Source organism: Azospirillum largimobile (assembly GCF_977007025.2).
This window is the reverse complement of sequence record NZ_CDRMUA020000004.1, coordinates 259,030-278,765: the sequence shown is the minus strand read 5'-3', so window position 1 is coordinate 278,765 and position 19,736 is coordinate 259,030. Positions and strand designations below refer to the sequence as shown.

Annotated in this window: 18 protein-coding genes; 9 read left to right on the top strand and 9 right to left on the bottom strand. The window is 66.9% G+C overall.

Features of this window, described 5'->3' with window-relative positions; genetic code table 11:
• Window positions 1-2: 2 nt before the first annotated feature.
• The 9 genes from ACWPKK_RS22805 to atoS form a co-directional block, all read right to left on the bottom strand.
• Window positions 3-878: a tellurite resistance TerB family protein gene (locus ACWPKK_RS22805; protein ID WP_452008803.1), complete on the bottom strand. Its 876-nt coding sequence runs from the start codon at window positions 876-878 to the stop codon at window positions 3-5.
• 297 nt (window positions 879-1,175) lie between these two features.
• The gene (locus ACWPKK_RS22800) at window positions 1,176-2,867 is read right to left on the bottom strand and encodes a methyl-accepting chemotaxis protein (RefSeq protein WP_452008800.1); all 1,692 of its coding nucleotides are present in this window, start codon (window positions 2,865-2,867) and stop codon (window positions 1,176-1,178) included.
• A 50-nt stretch (window positions 2,868-2,917) separates the two neighbouring features.
• Window positions 2,918-3,133, bottom strand: a complete 216-nt coding sequence (locus ACWPKK_RS22795; RefSeq protein ID WP_324864767.1) for a hypothetical protein — start codon at window positions 3,131-3,133, stop codon at window positions 2,918-2,920.
• A gap of 98 nt (window positions 3,134-3,231) precedes the next feature.
• A complete protein-coding gene (locus ACWPKK_RS22790; RefSeq protein WP_452008797.1) occupies window positions 3,232-4,407 on the bottom strand; it encodes an acetyl-CoA C-acetyltransferase in 1,176 nt (391 codons plus the stop codon).
• 88 nt (window positions 4,408-4,495) lie between these two features.
• Window positions 4,496-5,869, bottom strand: a complete 1,374-nt coding sequence (locus ACWPKK_RS22785; protein WP_452008795.1) for a TIGR00366 family protein — start codon at window positions 5,867-5,869, stop codon at window positions 4,496-4,498.
• A gap of 107 nt (window positions 5,870-5,976) precedes the next feature.
• The gene (locus ACWPKK_RS22780) at window positions 5,977-6,633 is read right to left on the bottom strand and encodes a 3-oxoacid CoA-transferase subunit B (RefSeq protein ID WP_452008792.1); all 657 of its coding nucleotides are present in this window, start codon (window positions 6,631-6,633) and stop codon (window positions 5,977-5,979) included.
• Window positions 6,626-7,288, bottom strand: a complete 663-nt coding sequence (locus ACWPKK_RS22775; protein WP_452008790.1) for a CoA transferase subunit A — start codon at window positions 7,286-7,288, stop codon at window positions 6,626-6,628. The genes ACWPKK_RS22780 and ACWPKK_RS22775 overlap by 8 nt, the downstream gene beginning before the upstream one ends.
• Before the next feature lie 376 nt (window positions 7,289-7,664).
• A complete protein-coding gene (atoC, locus tag ACWPKK_RS22770) occupies window positions 7,665-9,080 on the bottom strand; it encodes an acetoacetate metabolism transcriptional regulator AtoC (RefSeq protein ID WP_452008788.1) in 1,416 nt (471 codons plus the stop codon).
• Window positions 9,077-10,930, bottom strand: a complete 1,854-nt coding sequence (atoS, locus tag ACWPKK_RS22765; protein ID WP_452008785.1) for a two-component system sensor histidine kinase AtoS — start codon at window positions 10,928-10,930, stop codon at window positions 9,077-9,079. Before atoS ends, atoC begins: the two co-directional genes overlap by 4 nt.
• A gap of 235 nt (window positions 10,931-11,165) precedes the next feature.
• Here atoS and ACWPKK_RS22760 point away from each other — a divergent pair, with 235 nt between their 5' ends.
• The 9 genes from ACWPKK_RS22760 to ACWPKK_RS22720 all read left to right on the top strand — a co-directional run bounded on the left by ACWPKK_RS22760 (window position 11,166) and on the right by ACWPKK_RS22720 (window position 19,617).
• The gene (locus ACWPKK_RS22760) at window positions 11,166-12,335 is read left to right on the top strand and encodes a M20 aminoacylase family protein (RefSeq protein ID WP_452008782.1); all 1,170 of its coding nucleotides are present in this window, start codon (window positions 11,166-11,168) and stop codon (window positions 12,333-12,335) included.
• 247 nt (window positions 12,336-12,582) lie between these two features.
• Window positions 12,583-13,863 (top strand): NAD(P)/FAD-dependent oxidoreductase, encoded by a 1,281-nt coding sequence (locus ACWPKK_RS22755; RefSeq protein WP_452009633.1) that lies wholly within the window; start codon window positions 12,583-12,585, stop codon window positions 13,861-13,863.
• 119 nt (window positions 13,864-13,982) lie between these two features.
• Window positions 13,983-14,480: an L-2-amino-thiazoline-4-carboxylic acid hydrolase gene (locus ACWPKK_RS22750; RefSeq protein WP_452008780.1), complete on the top strand. Its 498-nt coding sequence runs from the start codon at window positions 13,983-13,985 to the stop codon at window positions 14,478-14,480.
• Between the two features lie 53 nt (window positions 14,481-14,533).
• On the top strand, window positions 14,534-15,643 hold the full coding sequence (locus tag ACWPKK_RS22745) for an ABC transporter substrate-binding protein (RefSeq protein ID WP_324864749.1): 1,110 nt from the start codon (window positions 14,534-14,536) through the stop codon (window positions 15,641-15,643).
• Window positions 15,644-15,692: 49 nt separating this feature from the next.
• Window positions 15,693-16,607 carry a branched-chain amino acid ABC transporter permease gene (locus ACWPKK_RS22740; RefSeq protein WP_109448152.1) on the top strand — a complete coding sequence of 305 codons (915 nt, stop codon included), beginning with the start codon at window positions 15,693-15,695 and terminating at the stop codon, window positions 16,605-16,607.
• Window positions 16,594-17,643, top strand: a complete 1,050-nt coding sequence (locus ACWPKK_RS22735) for a branched-chain amino acid ABC transporter permease (protein WP_452008776.1) — start codon at window positions 16,594-16,596, stop codon at window positions 17,641-17,643. Before ACWPKK_RS22740 ends, ACWPKK_RS22735 begins: the two co-directional genes overlap by 14 nt.
• Window positions 17,640-18,410, top strand: coding sequence for an ABC transporter ATP-binding protein (locus ACWPKK_RS22730; protein WP_452008774.1), 771 nt, complete (start codon window positions 17,640-17,642; stop codon window positions 18,408-18,410). Before ACWPKK_RS22735 ends, ACWPKK_RS22730 begins: the two co-directional genes overlap by 4 nt.
• Window positions 18,407-19,117 carry an ABC transporter ATP-binding protein gene (locus ACWPKK_RS22725; RefSeq protein ID WP_452008772.1) on the top strand — a complete coding sequence of 237 codons (711 nt, stop codon included), beginning with the start codon at window positions 18,407-18,409 and terminating at the stop codon, window positions 19,115-19,117. Before ACWPKK_RS22730 ends, ACWPKK_RS22725 begins: the two co-directional genes overlap by 4 nt.
• A 26-nt stretch (window positions 19,118-19,143) precedes the next feature.
• Window positions 19,144-19,617 carry an L-2-amino-thiazoline-4-carboxylic acid hydrolase gene (locus ACWPKK_RS22720; RefSeq protein WP_452008770.1) on the top strand — a complete coding sequence of 158 codons (474 nt, stop codon included), beginning with the start codon at window positions 19,144-19,146 and terminating at the stop codon, window positions 19,615-19,617.
• Window positions 19,618-19,736: the final 119 nt, after the last annotated feature.

Here is a 19,736-nt window from a genome sequence, read left to right as displayed (position 1 = left end):
GTTCAAACCATCGAGTCCAACTCCCGGCGCCGGGAGTCCGACAGGCCGAGGCGGGCGGCGAGGTAGGCCAGATACTGGCGGTCGACCTCGCTGCCGCCGCGCACCGCCAGTTCGGAGGCGAGATAGACCTGCTCCGCCGTGTCGGGGTCGCGCACCTCGCGGACGATGTCGTCCATCGGGCGCGGGGACCGCAACTCCGCCTCGACGATCCGCCGGTCTTCCAGATCGGCCTGGGCGGCGTCCAGGCTGTCGAGGATGTGGCGCTGCTCATCGGGCGATATCCGGCCATCCGCATTCGCCGCGGCGATCATGGCGCGGATCAGCAGAAGCGCCTTGGCATCGCCAAGATCGGGTTCCGGCGTGCCCCCGCGCAGCACCCCGGCCAGACGATCGCCGAGACCGCCCGCCGCACCGCCGCCCAGGACGCTGCCGCCCATGGTACCGCCGCCCATGGCGCCTCCCATGGCACCACCAAAGATCCCACCCAATCCCAACCGGCCGAGGATGCCGCCCAGCGGACCGCTGGCAGCGGGAGGAGGAGGCCGCGATCCGGTCGGCGCCGGCTTCTGGCTGTCCTGATAAGCGCGGTAGGCGAGATAAGCCAGCGAGGCGAGCCCCGCCTTCTGAAGCAGCCCCGAACCATGGCCGCCCGCCAATCCGCCGGCCAGCCCGCCGGCCAGCCCGCCCATCCCTGCGGCCGGTCCATGGGGAATTCCATGCGGACCACCATAGCCGTGGCCGTAGAAGTGCTTCTTTTTCTTCTTGCCCTTCTTGCCGAGGAGCAGAGGCATCGCAGCGGCAAAGGCCGGCCCCCGGCCCGTGCGGCCGGCAAGCCCGTTGGCCAGGATGACGCCGAGGACTTTGCTCAGATTGCTCATCGTTCCCTTCCTCGTTGGGGTTCAAGGGCTGACGCAGGAAAGACCAAGCCCGGCCAAGGCCGGGAGCTCCTAAGCGGGAGCCCCTGATCGGGAGCCCTCGGCCGGGAGCCGTAGACATGGGGTCGTTCCAGGCCATTGAAACCCGCAGTGTCTCAAGAATGACGAGTTGCTCCATCCAGGGCGCCCGCCCGCTCGCAAGCCGGCGCCACAATCGGCGAGGTTGCGGGGGCAGGATTGGGCCTTTGCCGAACGGGGCCTCCCTAACGGACAGGCTTCAGGTCGAGGGGGCGACCCATGTCAGGCCGCGCGGATCTCCGCCAGAAATGCCTCGAGTTCATGCTTCAGCAAGTCAGCGTCGGCGGCCAAGGCGTCGGCCGACTGCATGACCTGCCTAGCGGCTATTCCGCTCTCCTGCTCAGCCTTTCGGATGTCGACCACGCTGCGTGAAACATCATTGGTTCCGATCGCCGCCTGCTGAGCATTGCAGCTAATTTCGTCGGTTGCCGCGCTTTGCTGCCCGACCGAGGCCGCCATCTCGGCGGCCGATTGGTCGATGTGCTCGATTTGGCCGATGATCGCGCGCATGCCTTCCACTGTCCGGTCGGACGCGGCTTTCACGGTGTTGATCTGCTGCCCGATCTGCTCGGTCATCGCATGCGTCTGGCTGGCCAGATTCTTGACTTCGCTCGCGACGACAGCAAATCCCTTGCCGGCCTCACCGGCGCGCGCTGCCTCGATGGTGGCGTTCAGCGCCAGCAGATTGGTCTGCGAAGCGACCGCATTGATGGATGCGACGACCTGATCCACCTGCTCGATGGCGGTCGACAATGCGTCCATATGACTGCGGGCCTGCTCCGCCCGTTCGGCGGTCGTCTTCGACCGCTGGGCCGCCTGCGCCACCCGTCCCGACAGATCGCGGATCGCCGTCGACATCTCCTCGGCGGCGGATGCGACGGCCTGGACATTGACCGACGCCTGTTCGGAGGCCGAAGCCACCGACGTGCACTCCTGCTCGGCCTTCTGGACCGCCATGGACAGGTGCGATGCAGTTTCCTGAAAGCCCTTGGCGGACTGGCCGAGTTGGTCGACGATGCGGCCGACCCGGCTCTCGAACCGGCTCGCCAGATCGAACACCGCTTCCCGCTTTTCCGCGGACGCCTGGGCGGCGACGCTGCGGCGCTCCTGCTCCATCTGCCGGTTGCGCAGGATGTTCTCCTTGAAGACCTCGAGCGTGCGCGCCATGCCGCCGATCTCATCCCGCCGCCCGCGTTCCGGCACCTCGGCATCCAGATCCTGGTCCGCCAGCCGCAGCATGACTCCATGTACGCGCGACAGCGGGCGCGTCACGCTGCGCGCGACCGCCCAACCCAGCAGCAGGGCCAGCGCCGACAGCCCGGCCACCACCAGTCCGAACACGGTCATCATGCCGAGGAAGGCGGAGCGCAGGTCGTCGGTAAAGACGCCGGTGCCGATGACCCAGTCCCACGGCTTGAAATGGACCGAATAGGCCAGCTTTTCGTAGGTCGGCCCCTTCGGATCGTTGGGCCGCGGCCATTCGTAGGTCACGAACTCCGGAACCGGCGTCAGGGCGCCGCGCACCGCCTCGCGAATGACATAGACGCCGTTGCGGTCGCGGATTTCGGCACCGCTCTTGCCGATCAGCGCCGGGTTGGCATGCATGACGTTGATGATCTGCGAGGTCCAGATCCACAGATACTCTCCGTCGGCGTAGCGCATGGCGCCGATCGCCGTCCTCGCGCGCTCCTTGGCATCCTCCTCGCTCATCACGCCGTCCTGCGCCAGCTTATGGAAGCGGGCGGCGATGCTGCCGCCGCTCTCGGCGATGAAGCGGACGCTGTTCATCCGCTGCTCGACCAGCGCACGGTTGACGAAATGGCCGCCGACCGCCGCCACCAGTCCGGCGGCGATGATCGACAGCGAGGCGAGAAATCCGATGCGCCACCGCAACGGCAGCTCCGACAAACGCATGATTTGAGTCTTCCCTCTTTCCGGCCTGCTCCAGTGGGGCCGGACCGACGTTACGAGCCGCGGCCTGCGCCAACGATTGTGCTGGTGACCGCTTCGACGGTGCCATGGTCCGCCGAATGGACCCGGTTCACCTCGTTGAACGCGGCGATCCGGGCATGGCTGACATGGCTGAACTGTTCCGCCGCCCGCAGGGCGAGGGCCCGCCCGTCGGGGGCGTCGGCGACCGCGATGCGCAGGGTGACGGACACCTCGACAATCTCTGCCATACTACCATCCTGCAACAGGGTACAAATGGTCGCGGAGCCGCCACCATGCTGGTGGGATCGGCGGCGGCTCCGCCTCTTGCCGGGGTCGATCTCTTGGATCAGCCGCGCTCGACGCAGAGGGCGACGCCCATGCCGCCGCCGATGCACAGGGTGGCGAGACCCTTGCGGGCATCACGCCGGGCCATCTCATGCAGCAGGCTGACCAGGATGCGCCCGCCCGACGCGCCGATGGGATGGCCGAGCGCGATGGCGCCGCCATTGACGTTCACCCGCGCCTCGTCCCAGCCCATCCCGGCATTGACCGCCAGAGCCTGCGCCGCGAAGGCCTCGTTCGCCTCGATCAGGTCGAGCTCGTCCACCGACCAGCCGGCCTTCTGCAAAGCCAGTTTCGAGGCCGGAATCGGCCCGGTGCCCATGATGGCCGGATCGACGCCCGCCGTCGCCCAGGAGGCGATGCGCGCCAGCGGCGTCACGCCGCGCCGCTCGGCGTTCTCCGCCGTCATCAGCACCAGCGCGGCAGCCCCGTCGTTGAGGCCGGACGCGTTGCCGGCGGTCACCGTGCCGTCCTTGGCGAAGGCCGGGCGCAGCTTGGCTAGAGTTTCCAGCGTGGTGCCGTGCTTCGGGTACTCGTCTTCCGACACGACGACATCGCCCTTGCGGCCCTTGATGGTCACCGGCACGATCTCGTCCCGGAAGCGGCCGGCCTTCTGCGCCGCTTCCGCCTTCAGCTGCGAGGCCAGCGCGAACAGGTCCTGCCGCTCGCGGCTGAGATCCCAGGCGCGGGCGACATTCTCGGCGGTGGTGCCCATGTGGTAGCCGTGGAAAGCCTCCCACAGCCCGTCCCTGATCATGCTGTCGAGCATCTCGGCCGTGCCCATCTTGGTGCCGTTGCGCAGATGCATGAGGTGGGGCGACAGGCTCATGTTCTCCTGGCCGCCGACCACCATCACCTCGGCGTCGCCGCAGCGGATCGCCTGCCAGCCGAGCGCGACGGAGCGCAGGCCGGAGCCGCAGACCTGATTGATGCCGAAGGCGGTCTTCTCGACCGGAATGCCGGCCTTCACCGCGGCCTGGCGGGCGGGGTTCTGGCCCTGGCCGGCGGTCAGCACCTGGCCCAGGATCACCTCGCTCACCTCGGCGGCGTCGGTGTGGGCGCGCGACAGCGCCTCGCGGATCGCGGCGGCGCCGAGCTCATGGGCGGGGACGGCGGCCAGCGCGCCGTTGAAGCTGCCGATGGCGGTGCGGACCGCGCTGGCTATGACGATCTCGGTCATGGAGGACTCCTCCGGAACATTGTGTCTTGCAGGAAGGAAGGCCGCCGCGTCCGTTCGGGGAGCGCGGCGGCCGGTTGGTCGCAAAGGGTCAGAAGTAAAGGCCGACCAGGAAGATGGGCAGGGTGATGACCAGGGCCGTCGCGCAGTAGCCCATGATGTCGCGCACCCCCAGCCCGGCGATGGCAAGCGCCGGCAGCGCCCAGAAGGGCTGGGCCATGTTCATCCACTCCTCGCCATAGGCGATGGCCATGGCGGCCTTGCCGAGATCGACGCCGAGCTGCTGGGCCGCCGGCATGATGAAGGGGCCCTGCACCACCCAGTGGCCGCCGCCCGACGGGACGGCGAAGTTGATCAGGCCCGACGACAGGAATGCCAGGACCGGGAAGGTTTCCTTGTTGGCGATGTCGACGAACAGGTTGGTGATCAGGCCGCCCAGGCCGGAATGCTCCATCATGATCTGGATGCCGGCATAGAAGGGGAACTGCACCATGATGCCGGCGGTGCCGCGGGCGGCATTGGCGACGGCGCGGGCATAGGCCATCGGCGTGCCGTGCAGGATCAGGCCGGCCACCAGCATGATCAGGTTGACCGTGTTGATGTTGAGATCGAAACCCTTGGCCTGGAAATGCAGGAACAGGTAGCCGATGCCCAGCGCGGCGACGACGAAGCCGAGAACGCGGCTCTCCTCCAGCTTTTCGGCCGGGCTGGCGTCGGGGCCGAGCACGCGCTTGGTCGAGGGTTCCGGCTTCAACAGGGCCGGGTCGACCGCCACCACCTCATGCGGCTTCGGGTGCATCATCCAGCAGATCAGCGGCAGGACGACGATCAGCGCCAGCGTGATGCCGACATTGTAGGTGGTGAAGATGGTATCGGCGATCGGGATCAGGCCGACCGTCTTCTCCATCGGGTTGCCCTTGGTCGCGGCGACCAGCGGAACCGAGGCGGAGAAGCCGCCATGCCAGGTCATGAAGCCGATATAGGCCGACGCGATCAGCAGCCGGTAATCGGATTTCGGAACGCGGCGCGCCACCTCGCGGGCGAACATGGCGCCGACGACGAGGCCGAAGCCCCAGTTGACGACGTTGGTCACGGCGGCGGCGAAGCAGACCAGCATGACGCCCTGGGCCGGCGTCTTGGCGATGGAGGCCACCCGTCCCATGACGTTGCGCACCGGTTCGGAACTGGCGAGCGCATGGCCGGTGACCAGCACCAGCGCCATCTGCATCGAGAAGGCCAGCAGGTTCCAGAAGCCGTTGCCCCACATGCGCACCAGATCGACCGGCCCGCTCGGCGTCAGCCACCAGGCGAAGCCGAAGGTCAGCACGGTCAGGATAATGGCGAAGATCAGCGGGTCGGGCAGATAACGGCTGACCAGCCAGGTCAGGGCGCGGGAAATCGGCGTGATCGGGTTGAAGCGGACGCTGGCGTCCGGCGCCGGCGGGGGGGCTGTGGTGACGCTCATGGTGGGTCTCCGGCACGAGGGGGGCGTTCCCGCGCCGCCAGACAGGTTTGCCGGGCGGCGCGGGGGCAAGTGGCTCCCCGATGCTCACGATGCTTGGATGGCGACGGTCAGGCGCCGACCGGCATGGTCGGCACGGCGGACGGGACGATCAGCTCGGCGCCGGTCTGGGCCAGCACGTCGGCGACCGCGACGCCGGGAGCGACCTCCCGCAGCACCAGCCCCTTGTCCGTCGGCTCGATAACCGCCAGTTCGGTGACGATCAGGTCGACCCGCCGCACCGAGGTCAGCGGCAGTTCGCAGCGCTTGACGATCTTGGGCGTGCCCTTGGCGCTGTGCTGCATGGCGACGATCACCCGCTTGGCGCCGGAAACCAGATCCATCGCGCCGCCCATGCCGGGCACCATCTTGCCGGGCACCATCCAGTTGGCGAGCCGGCCCTCCTCGTCGATCTGTAGGCCGCCGAGCACGGTCACGTCCAGATGCCCGCCGCGGATCAGCCCGAAGGACATCGCGCTGTCGAAGGAGGCGGCACCCGGAACGGCGCCGATCGGGCTGCCGCCGGCATCGCTCAGATCCTCGTTCTCCGCCCCCGGCTCGGGCACCGGCGCCATGCCGATGATCCCATTCTCCGACTGGAAGAAGACGTTGACGCCGGCCGGCAGATGGGCGGCGACCATGGTGGGCAGGCCGATGCCGAGATTCACCAGGTTGCCCGGCCGCAGTTCCAGCGCGACGCGCTTGGCGATCAGGGTTTTCTCATCCATGGCGATGCTCCTTGGCGACCAAGCAGTCGACCAGCACATTCGGGGTGACGACGCTGTCGGGCGGAATGACGCCCACCGGCACGATGTCCTCGGCCTCGACGATCACCGTTCCGGCGGCCATCGCCATCAGCGGGTTGAAGTTGCGCGCGGTCAGCGCGTATTCGAGATTCCCCAGGTAATCGGCCCGCTTGGCGGCGATCAGGGCAAAGTCGGCCTTCAGCGCGGTTTCCAGCAGATAAACGGTTCCGTCCAATTCGATGCGCTGCTTGCCGTCCTCAACCACCGTGCCGACGCCGGTCGGGGTCAGCACGCCGCCCAGCCCGAAGCCGCCGGCCCGCACCCGCTCCGCCAGCGTACCCTGCGGCACCAGCTCCACCTCCGTCTCGCCTGCGATCATCTGGCGCTGGGTTTCGGGGTTGGTGCCGATGTGGCTGGCGATCACCTTGCGCACCGCCTTGGCGGCGATCAGCCGGCCGATTCCCACGGCGGGTCGGGCGGTGTCGTTGGCGATCACGGTCAGGCCACGCTTGTTCTGGCGCAGCAACTCGTCGATCAGGTGGGGCGGCGTGCCGACCCCCATGAACCCGCCGATCATCAAAACCGCGCCATCGGGAATCATGGCGACGGTGTCTTCCAGCTTTCGCACTTTACTCATTCGACGTCTCCCTTGGACGTCGGGGCGCAGCAGGGCATTCCCGCCGCGACCCCGCGGGCGCGGAGCCCGCCCCCCGGTCCAAAGCGGGACCGGAAAGACGAACCGCACGCTCATTCTTGGTTTCATAGCGCTGCGATCGGAAGGCCTGCGACCCCCACGCAGTTGCATGGGATGGTCGGGGCCAACCGGCATACCCACATATTTGCAATGGATGTGCCAGCCTGCGGGGCCATCGCCGATAGCGTGGAATCCAAGGCCTCGGGCCACGGAGCGGGTCAGGCAGCGTGCGGAATCGTCAACAACCGGCGCCATCGGGTGCGCAACTTTGTGCGTGCTGCGCAAAATTTTGCGCAGCGATGACGAAGCCCTGCCCTGTTCAGGAAATGGCGTATTCCTGGAGCTTGTAGAGCAGCGAACGACGGCTGATCCCAAGCTCCAGCGCGGTCTTCATGCGGTTGCCGTCGTTGCGGGCCAGCGCCTCGGCCACCACGCGCGCTTCGAAGCGGCTGACCTGTTCGCGCAGGGCGCCACCGCCGGCAACGGACGCTGAGGCCTCGATCCCGGCCACGGGATCGGCATCGTCCACACGGCCGGCGATCTGTTCCGGAAGATCCTCCGCGACGATCATCGCGCCGGTGCTCATCACCACTGCGCGCTCCATGGCATTGGACAGTTCGCGGATGTTGCCGGGCCAGCGATAGGCCAGCAGGCGCTCCATCGCCTGCTCGTCGATGCCGCCGACCTCGATCCGGTTCTCGGCGGCGAAGCGCTGCAGGAAATGGGTAGCGAGCAGGCGGATATCCTCCGGCCGCTCGCGCAATGGCACCGTCTTCAGCGTCACGACGTTCAAACGGAAATAGAGATCCTGCCGGAACAGCCCCTGCCGGACCATCTCCTCCAGATTCCGGTTGGTGGCGACGACGACGCGCACGTCCGTGCGCACCAGCTCGGTTCCGCCGACCCGCTCGAACTCGCGCTCCTGCAGGACGCGCAGCAGCTTCACCTGCAGGCTGGGAGAGATGTCGCCGATCTCGTCGAGGAACAGGGTGCCGTGCTCGGCCTGTTCGAACCGGCCGCGGCGGCGTGCCTGCGCACCGGTGAAGGCGCCCTTCTCATGGCCGAAGAACTCGCTTTCCAGCAGCCCTTCCGGCACCGCGGCGCAGTTGACCTTGACGAAGGGTCCGGCATTGCGCGGGCTGTTGTAGTGGATGGCCGCCGCCACCAGTTCCTTGCCCGTGCCGCTCTCGCCGGTCACCAGCACCGTCGCGTTGCTCTTGGCGACCTTGGCGATGGTCTGCAGAAGCTCGCTCATGCGGGGACTGGCGGTCAGGATACGGTCAGTGTGATAGCTGCTGGACAGCTCGCGGTGCAGGGTCGCGATGTCGTCGCGCATCCGGCGCATCTGCAGCGCCCGCCCGACCTGCAGTTGGATCTCCGCGATGTCGAAGGGCTTGATGACGTAGTCGAAGGCCCCGTCCTTGATCGCCTGGACCGCCGATCCGACCTCGGCGAAGGCCGTCATCAGGATCACCGCGGTGGAGCGGTCGAGCTTCCGGATCTCCGCCAGCGCCTGCAGCCCGGTCATCCGCGGCATGCGGACATCCATCAGCACCACGGCATGCCGTTGCGCCGCGAAGGCGGCGACGGCCTCCACGCCGTCGGCGGCGGTGGTCACCGACAGCCCGTCACGCGACAGAACCGCCGCAAGCATCTCGCGGATCGCCTCGTCGTCATCCACCACCAGGACGGCAGGCGCCGGCGTGGTCCGCACGGTCGGAAACGGGGTCGTCATACGTCAACCGTTTGGCTGTGAACGAAGGGAATCCGCAAGGTCACCGTGGTGCCGGCCCCCGGCACGCTGGCAATGGCGATGGTTCCGTGGTGAGCATCCACGATCCGGTGCGCCATCGCCAGCCCCAGTCCGGTCCCCTGGGGTTTGGTCGAGAAGAAGGGATCGAACACCTTGTCGAGGTTTTCCGGCGCGATCCCGTCGCCGTCGTCCGCCACCGTGACGATCGCTTCGCGGCCGTCCTGCGCCGAGGTGGCGGTGGCAATGGTGATTTCCCCGGTCTCGGCGGTCGCCTGGATCGCGTTGATGATCAGGTTGAGCATGACCTGCTTCAGCGCCTCGCCATCGGCTTCGACCAGAGGCAGGTCGGGGGAAAGATGCAGGGCGATGCGCGCGTTCGACTTGCGCCCCGCCAGCAGCGACACCTCGCGAATGAGATCGTTCAGTTGCACCGGGTGGAAGGCCGGCGGGCGGGGCCGGCCGAACTCCAGCAATTCGGTGACGAGGCGGTTCAGGCTGTCGACCTGTCGCACGATCAGCGGGGCATAGCGCTGCCATTCCGCGACATCGTCCGAGCTTTCAAGGAACTGCATGAAGCCGCGGATCGAGGTCAAAGGATTGCGCACCTCGTGGGCAAGACCGGCGACCAGTTCGCCGAGCGCGGCCAGCCGGTCGGCGCGCATGATCTGGGTGCGGAGCCGCTGCTGCTCGGTCAGATCCCTCAGCACCACGACCGCGCCGATCGCATCCCCGCGGCTGTTGCGCAGAAGGCTGCTCGACACCGTGAGATGAAGCGTCTGCCTGGTCCCCGGAAAATCCAGCGTCACGCCGACATGGTGCCGGCCGGTCTTCAGCGTGTCGAGCAGCGGGCTGGCGAAACGGCCCTCCGGTTTGAACAGCGATTCGTAGGGCCGGCCGATCACGTCGGCCGCCGTGATCCCCAGCATCGCTTCGGCCGCCGGGTTCAACGCGGTGACCTGTCCGGCCCAATCGACGGCGATCACGCCGTCGGCGATGCTGTGCAGGATGTTCTCGGTCAGCGACCTGGCGTCCAGCAGGGCGCGGGCCATGGCGTTGACCTCGACCGCGATGGCGCCGACTTCGCCCGGTGGCGGTTGGATCGGCTCTCCAAGATCGCTGCGCATGCGGAGCAAGCCATCAATGATCTGCCTGATGTCGCGGCCGACCCCGCGCGCCAGCAGCTGCGTCAGCGCAAGCCCGAGCAGGATCCCTCCGATGCTGACCGTCAGAACCGCACGGTCCATGGCCGCCGTTTGCCGCTCCACATCATCGGAAAGCTCATTGGCCCAGATATAGCCGATCACGGCACCGTCACGGACAATGGGCAGCATCGCATTCATGATGAAGCCGCGCACCTGCCGCCCGCTTTCGACCGACTGCTTCCCGCTTTCCAGCACATGCCAGCCCGGATGTTCCGGCGGTATGCTGGCGCCGACCGTCGCGGCGTAATCCCGGCTGGGTCCATAGGTGATGATGGCGTTGAGCGCCCTGCTGTAATAGCCGACACCCACGCCCGGGTTCGCCTCGGCGATCATGTCGGTGAAGGGAGTCAAACGACCTGACAGCGCCCGGACGGCAGCGCCCCGGTCGCTGGTTTCGACGCCCATATCGGCCAGAAGAGGATCGAAGCCGGGACCGAGATGCACGTCGAGCAGGCGCGTCAGACCGAAGAGCTTTTCCGACTTTTCGTGAACCAGCGCCTGCCGCCCTTCCCGTTCCAACAGGTAGCCGGTCAGCGAAATGGGCAGAACCACCACGGCAAGGGAAAACAGGAGCAATTTGCCGCGCAGGGTGCTTGGCAGAGAATGGCTTATCCAGTCCAGGGGCCGCATGACGCCCACTCCTTTCGACCGGGCGAGGTCTTACTCCCGTCCGTCATCGCGGCCATAGCAGAATTGCGGCAGGAGAGGAAAGGAGGAACGCCGCTCTTGAGCCGCGATTGCAAACCGGCCCGACGATACCGGCCACTTCCGTGCAACGGTGGCTCCTGCGAAAAACACTGTTTCGGCGCGGGGGCATTTTGGGCAGGATTGCCCTAACGCTTTGGCGAAACAAGAGGAAGAACCGATGATCGGGACGGTGGCTGGGTTGGATGAACTGACGGCGGAGATGACGGCATGGCGGCGCGATCTGCACGCCCATCCGGAAACCGCCTTCGAGGAGCAGCGGACCAGCGACTTCGTTGCGGACAAGCTGACCTCCTTCGGGTTGGAGGTGCATCGCGGCCTCGCCAAGACCGGAGTGGTGGGGATCCTGCGCAATGGCGACGGGCCCACGGTCGGCTTCCGCGCCGACATGGATGCGCTGCACATCCACGAGGAAACCAACCTGCCCCACAGCTCGCGCAATCCAGGCCGCATGCATGCCTGCGGGCATGACGGGCACACGGCGATGCTGCTGGGCGCGGCGCGCTACCTGACCGAAAACCCCGACACCTTCCAAGGCACCATCGCTTTCATCTTCCAACCGGCGGAGGAGAATGAGGGCGGCGGCCGCGTGATGGTGGAGGAAGGGCTGTTCGACCGCTTCCCCGTCGAAAAGGTCTTCGGCATGCACAATTGGCCGGGGCTGGAGGTCGGGCGCATCGCCGTGCGGCCGGGTCCGCTGATGGCTGCCTACGATATCTTCGAACTGACCCTGACCGGCAAGGGCACCCACGCGGGCATGCCGCATATGGGAACCGACACGATCATGGTCGGCAGCCAGATCGTGTCCGCTTTCCAGACCATCGCCAGCCGCAGCGTCCATCCCATCGATTCGGCGGTCGTCAGCGTCACGCAATTCCACGCAGGTGATACGTGGAATGTCCTGCCTGCCACCGCCGTTCTACGCGGCACCGTCCGGACCTTCCGGCCGGAGGTACAGGATCTGGTGCAACGCCGCATGGGCGAAGTGGCGACCGCCATCGCCGGCGGATTCGGAGTCGAGGCCAATCTGCGTTACGAGCGGCGCTATCCCCCCACCACCAACAGCGCCGCAGAGACGGAACTGGCCCGGCGGGCGGCGGCACTCACAGTCGGAGAGAAGCAGCTCGATCTCGATCCGATGCCCAGCATGGGGGCGGAGGACTTCTCCTTCATGCTGCAAAAGCGCCCCGGCTGCTACGTCTGGGTTGGTGCGGGGCCGTCGGACCAGGGGCGGAATTTGCACAGCCCGCACTATGATTTCAACGATGCGGTGCTGCCGATCGGTACCAGCTATTGGGTACGGCTTGCGGAAACCGTCCTGCCGAAATGATCCAAACCACGTACAAGCGGTTCTGATTCCCAAGTCGCGGGCATGACATGAAAAAATTTCCGCGGAAAAATCTTGGGAATTGCGTACGTGTGCCCATTGCCCCATAGTTCGGAGGGAAATGAACGGCCCTCATCCCGGAAAGGATAGGGCCCAATGGGCTTTAGCTGAACGGGGCGGGTGTTACGTGGCGAATCAAGCGGCGAACCAGGCGGCAGGCCAAGCGCAGGATCTTCCAGGCCGGGGCGGCATCTGGCAACGCCCGGACTCACTGTGGGAGGCCACCGCTCCACCGCCGCCGGCCCTGCCGGTGTTGCAGGACAGCGTCCAGGCCGACGTGCTGGTGATCGGCGGCGGCTTCACCGGCCTGTCCGCCGGCCTGCACGCGGCGGAGGCCGGCAAACGCGTGGTGGTGCTGGAGGCGTCCGAACTGGGCCGGGGCGCTTCCGGCCGCAACAACGGTCAGGTCATCCCGACCTTGACCCGTCCCGACCCTGCCAACCTCATCGATCGCTTCGGTTGGGAAACCGGGGAGCGCTTCGTCGGGCTGATCCGCGACAGCGCTTCCACCTTGTTCGATCTGGTGCGCCGCCTGGGCATCGATTGTGCCGCCGAGCAGACCGGCTGGGTCCAGCCGGTCCATTCGCCGGGCCGCATCAAGATCGCCGAGCGTCGGGCAACGCAATGGGGCAAATTCGGCGCCGATGTCGAGTTGCTCGACCGCGCCGCCGTCTCCGCCATCCTCGGCACCGATGCCTATTTCGGCGGCTGGATGAACAGGACCGGCGGGCACATCAACCCGCTGGCGCTGGTGCGCGGACTCGCCGCCAAGGTGGTCGCGGCCGGGGCGGCGGTCTATGTCAACTCCCCCGCAGTGTCGGTGGAGCGCCGCGGCGAGTCCTGGGTTGCCCGCACCCCGCAAGGCGTGGTGACCGCCGACGCGCTGGTGCTGGGCACCAACGGCTATGCCGCCGCCGTCTTCCCGGAAATTCGGACGGAGGTGGTGCCGGTCCTGTCCTGGCAGATGGCGACCGCGCCGCTCGGCGACAACATCCGCAAGACTATCCTGCCGGGCCGGCAGGCGATGTCCGACACCCATGGCGACCTGCGCTTCATGCGCTACACCGCCGACAACCGGCTGGTGACCGGCGGCGCGCTGCTGAACCCGGTGAACGGGGCGGAACGGCTGAAGCGCATCGTCGGCACCCGTCTGGCCGGCATGTTCCCGGCGCTGAACGGCGTCGCCTTCGATTACGTGTGGAATGGCCGCATCGCCATGACCGCCGATTACTTCCCCCGCGTCCATCAGCTGGGTCCGAACGGCTTCGCCTGGGCCGGCTGCAACGGGCGCGGCGTGGCGCTGTCGATCTCGCTGGGACGGGAACTGGCGCGGGCGGCCATCGGCCAGGACCCGAAGGACCTTGCCCTGCCCTTCACACAGCCGACGCCCCTGCCCTTCAATGCTCTGCTGCAACGCATCGGGCCGCTGAAGATCCTGCAATACCGCTGGAACGACGCCCGCGAAGTATAGAGTCCGTCTGGTGCTTCGATAAGCACCAGACGGACTCTAAGCTTATGGTTTTCCCTGTGATTCACGCTTCAAGCGACTCCGCTTGAACCGATCGCACTCTAATCAAGGAGACGGCCGGCATGTCGGACACCCCCGATTACCCCACCCTTCTGCGCAATGCCTACGCGATGCGCGCGGCATCCTACGCCCACATGTTCGACGTGCTGCGCGAGCGCTTCGGCACCGATACCGCGCTGGAGGTCGGCCAGGAGGCCACCCGCCGTCTCGGCGAGACGATGGGCGTGAAGTATGCGGGCCACGGCCCGGACGACCTGACCGGCTTGTGCCATGCGTTCCTCGACGGCATCCCCAACCGCGACAGCATGTTCGCGCCGGAGATCAAGCGGTGCGACGGCGAGGCGCTGGAAATCCACTTCCACCGCTGCCCGCTGAAGGAAGCCTGGCAGGCCCAGGGCCGCTCCGACACCGATCTGGAACTGCTCTGCAAGATGGCCGGCGCCATCGACGGCGGACTGTTCGAAGCGGCCGGCTTCGTCTTCAAGGGCGAAACCTGGAAGCCGGGCGACGAGGGCTGTTGCCGGCTGAAGGTCCTGCCGGGCGCCCAGCCTGCCGAATGAGTGCGCATCCTAGCGAAGCCTGCAACGACGTACAAAAAGAGGGTGTCCCCGCCATGAATTTCCGCCGCCTCGCGCTCACGACCCTCACCGCCGCCGGAATCGCCGGTTCGGCCTTCGCCGCCGACACGGTCAAGCTCGGCTACCAGCTGCCGCTGACCGGCGACACCGCGCAGTATGGCCAGGATTTCCGCAAGGCCGCCGAGATCGCGCTGGCCGAATTCAACGCCGCGGGCAAGCCGTTCAAGGTCGAGATCGTCTTCGAGGACAGCCGGTCCGACGCCAAGGAAGGCACCAACATCGCCCGCAAGTTCGTGGACGACAAGGAGATCGTCGGCGTGCTCGGCGACTTCACCTCGGGCGTGTCGATGGCGGCGGCGCAGGTCTACAAGGACGCCGGCATGCCGCAGTTGTCGCAGACCGCCTCGCACCCGGACTATACCAAGATCTCCAAGTACCAGTTCCGCAACATCGCCACCCAGGCACAGGAAGGCCCCTACAACGCCAAATGGATGGCGGCCAAGGGCTTCAAGAAGGTCGCGGTGATCGCCGAGCAGACCGACTGGGGCCAGTCGGTGGTCGGCGGCTATTCCGAAGCCGTGAAGGGCAATGGCGGCACCGTCGTCTTCTCGGAGTTCTTCAACCGTGGCCTGAAGGACTACCGGTCGCTGATCAGCAAGATCGAGCGTGCGAAACCCGACGCGATCTACACCGGCTTCTTCTATGAGGACGGCGCGCAGTTCCTGAGGCAGCTGCAGCAGCTCGGCATCAAGACCCCCGTCTATTCGACCTCGGCCGCCTACAGCCCGAAGCTGATCGAACTGGCCGGCGAGGCGGCGGAGGGCGTGCATCTGACCTCCAACTTCCTGCCGACCGACCCGTCGCCGAACGTCCAGCATTTCGTCGACGAGTGGAAGAAGCGCTCCGACGGAGCCGTCCCCGGCCAGTTCCCGGCCCAGGCCTATGACGCGGTGCGCATCATGCTGGCGGCGGTGGAGAAGGCCCAGCCCAACCCGACCCGCGAGAAGGTGCGCGACGCGCTGGCCCAGACCAGGGACTTCCCCGGCGTGACCGGCAAGACGAGCTTCAGCGCCGACCGCGAGGCCGAAAAGGAATTGGTGAAGGTCGAGGTCAAGGGCGGCGCCTTCGTTCCGGTCGCCGACTGACGATCCGGCAACCGATCTCCAGCGCCCACTCCCCAACGACAGAGCCCGCATGTTCGATCCCTATTATCTCCAGCAGCTTGCCATCGGCCTGTCGCTGGGCATGACCTACGCGCTGATGGCGATCGGCTTTACGCTGATCTTCGGCGTGTTGAACGTCGTCAACTTCGCCCATGGCGAGATCTACACGCTGGGCGCCTTCGCCGGGCTGGTGCTGATCTCGGCCACGGCGCCGCCCATTGTGGCGGTGATCCTGGGCGCGCTGGCGATCGGGGCTCTGGCGGGCTTCTCGCTGGAGCGGATCGCCTTCAAGCCGTTCCGCCGCTTCACCGACGAGGCGTCGCTGAAGTCGCGGGCGATGCGGGAATCGACCCTGCTCTCCTCGCTGGCGGTGTCCATCGTGGTGCGCGAGGCGCTGGAGATCGTCTTCGGTTCGCAGATGCGTTCGGTCCCCTTCGACTACCTGATCAACACGCCGGTGCGCGTCGGCCCGGTGATCCTGGTGACCGGCGACTTCATCATCTTCGGCGTCGCCGCCGCCATGCTGATCGGCCTGCAGTATCTGCTGACCCGCACCCGCGTCGGGCTGGCGATCCGCGCGGTGTCGAACAACCCGCTGGGCGCCAAATATGTGGGCATCGACACCGACCGCACCATCATCACCACATTCGTCGTCGGATCGATGATGGGCGCGGCGGCGGGCATCCTGATGGGGCTCTATTACGGCGCCGTGTTCCCGGCCATGGGCTTCACGCCCGGCATCAAGGCCTTCGTCGCCATGGTGATGGGCGGCCTGTCCTCCATCCCCGGTGCGGTGATCTGCGCGCTGATCCTCGGCATTTCGGAAAGCATGGCGACGACCTTCGTCTCTTCGGGCTGGTCGGACATGGTGGCCTACGGCTTCCTGATCCTGACGCTGATCTTCTTCCCCAACGGTTTGTTCGGAGCGCGCCGTGAACGCGTTTGAGACTGCGGCGCCCGCCAATCACGCCGGTCGCCGGGGCTGGCTGGTTCCGGCGCTGATCCTGCTGCTGGTCTTTGCCGCATTCCCGGCGCTGCTGGCCGGCTTCGACCGGGGCTATTTCTACCAGATCGCCAATCTGGCGCTGATCTTCGTCCTGCTGTCGGCCTCCATGCATCTGGTGACGGGGGTGGCCGGGCTGCTGCATCTGGGGCATGCCGCCTTCTATGGCGTCGGCGCCTATACGGCGGCGCTGCTGACCTCCAAGCTCGGACTGGGCTTCACCGTCACGCTGCCGCTGTCCGGGCTGGTGGCGGCGCTGGTCGCCTTCCTGGTGGCGCTGCCGACGATGCGGCTGGTCAGCATCTATTTCGCCGTCGCGACTCTCGCCATCGGGCAGATGCTGTATCTGGTCATGCTGAACTGGGTGGACTTCACCAAGGGTCCCAACGGCATCATCGTCACCAGGGGGTTCGAGCTGTTCGGCATCAGCCTGTCCGGACGTCTGGCCGCCTATTATACGGTGGCTACGGTCGTGGCGCTCTCGGTCGTCGCGATCCACCGGCTCAGCCATTCCTATTACGGCAATGCCCTGCGCTCGATCCGCGAGGATGACCAGTGCGCAGACGCCATGGGCGTCAGCACCGTGCGGCTGAAGATGGAGGCCTTCACCCTGTCGGCCTTCTTCGCCGGGGTGGCGGGTGGCCTGTGGGCGCACATGACCGGCTACATCTCGCCGGGCGACTTCAAATTCTCCGAATCCATCCTGATCCTGGCGATGGTGGTGGTCGGCGGCCTGGGCAGCCTGCCGGGGGCGATCATCGGCGCGCTGCTGCTGATCCTGCTGCCGGAAGGGCTGCGCGGCATGGGGGATTTCCGCAACATCATGGTCGGGCTGGTGATGTTCCTGTCCATCCTGCTGCTGCCGAAGGGCCTGCTGGGCGAGGTTTCCGCCCTTCGGCTCGTGCGCAGCCAATTGGGCGCGGCATGGCGCAGCACCGGCCAGGGCAACGGGAAGGGCGAAGGGATCGGCTGGCGATGACCCATCTTCTTGAAATCCGCAACGTCAGCCGCCGCTTCGGCGGCGTGCAGGCGGTCGGCGACGTCACCGCCCATGTGGACGAGGGCGAACTGGTCGGCCTGATCGGACCGAACGGGGCGGGCAAGACCACACTGTTCAACCTGATTTCCGGCTTCACGCCGCTGTCCGGCGGAACGGTCGCCTTCGCCGGCAAGACCATCAGCGGACTGAAGCCCAATCAGGTGGCGCGGCTGGGCATCAGCCGCACCTTCCAGAATCTGCGCGTCTTCCCGAACATGTCGGTCTTCGACAACGTGTCGGTCGGTGCCGTCGGCGCGCTGCCGCAGGGGGCGTTCGGCGCCCTCTTCGGCCCCTTCCACAAGGGCGGCCGGGCCCAATCCGCCGAGATCAGCCGCCGCACCTGGGAAGCGCTGGAGGCGGTCGGCCTGACGCACGCCGCAGCGGAACTGGCGGCCAACCTGCCCTACGGCCAGCGCAAATATCTGGAGATCGCCCGCGCGCTCGCCATGCGGCCGCGCTTCCTGATCCTGGACGAACCGGCCGCCGGCCTGAACGACACCGAAACGCGCGATCTGGCCGCCTTCATCAAGCGCCTGCACGGTCAGGGCCTGACGATCATGCTGGTCGAGCACGACATGACGCTGGTCATGGGCATCTGCCAGCGCATTCTGGTGCTGGCTTCCGGCCGCAAGATCGCCGACGGCACGCCCGACGCGATCCGCAGCGATGCGGCTGTTCTCGAAGCCTATCTTGGGGTGGACGAATGACCGCGCCTCTGCTCTCGATCACGGACCTGCATGTCGCCATGGGGCCGCAGGAGATCCTGCACGGCGTCCGCCTGGACGTGGCCCAAGGCGCCATCGTGGCGGTGCTCGGCTCGAACGGCGTCGGCAAGACCACGCTGATGCGCACCGTGTCCGGCATCTACAGGGCTCGCCAAGGAAGCATCACCTTCCGCGGCCAGCCGATCACCAACCTGCCGGCCCACCGTATCGTCCAACTCGGCCTGCTGCAGGCGCCGGAGGGGCGGCAGATCTTCTCCAACATGAATGTGCGGGAGAATCTGGTGCTTGGCGGCGGCGACGTCGGGCTGGGCGAGTTGGACCGCGTGCTGGAGATGTTCCCGGTGCTGCGTGAACGCCTGCGCCAGAATGCCGGATCGCTGTCCGGCGGCGAGCAGCAGATGCTGTGCATCGCCCGTGCCCTGATGCGCCGTCCGACGCTGCTTCTGCTCGACGAGCCGTCGCTGGGACTGGCGCCGAAGATCGTCGCGCAGATCTTCGACCTGATCGGCCGCATCCGGGCCGAAGGCGTGTCGATCCTGCTGGTCGAGCAGAACGCCCGCGCGGCGCTGCGCATCGCCGACCACGCCGCGGTGCTGGAGGATGGTAGGATCGTGCTGGCCGGTCCGGCCGACCAGTTGCGGGACGACCCGCGCATTGCCGAGGCCTATCTCGGCGGCCATGCCCATTGACGCCACCTGACGCAAGGAAGCCTGTCATGACCCAGTCCATGGGCATTCTGGAACGCCGCCGCATCGAAGCGGAGATCCTGAAGCCGGTCTATGAGGAGATGGTCGCCCGGCTGGGCGAGGCCACGGCTCAGGAAATCCTGGGTGCCGCGATCACCAAGGCCGCCCTGGCCGCCGCCAAGTCCTTCGCCGTGACCGAGCCGGAGGGCACCAGCCTGAAGAGCTTCGCCGATCTTCAGCCGCTGTGGACCAAGGACGACGCGCTGCGCCTGGACGTGAAGCGGCAGGACGAGACGCATTTCGACTACAACGTCACCCGCTGCCGTTACGCCGAGATGTACCGGGAAATGGGACTGGGGGCGATCGGACATCTGCTGTCCTGCAACCGCGACGCCGCCTTCTGCACCGGCTACGACCCGCGCATCAAGATGGAGCGGACGCAGACCATCATGCAGGGCGCCGATCACTGCGACTTCCGCTATCGCTTCGAGGCGAAGGAGTAGCCGTCCGGATACGGTAGCTCCTGGCGCATCCGACGACCTCTATCGCTTCAGCTAGGCGACAAGGATCGTCGGGTGGTCGGGAGTGCGGACCGGCCGGCTACAGGACTGACCTGGCCGCC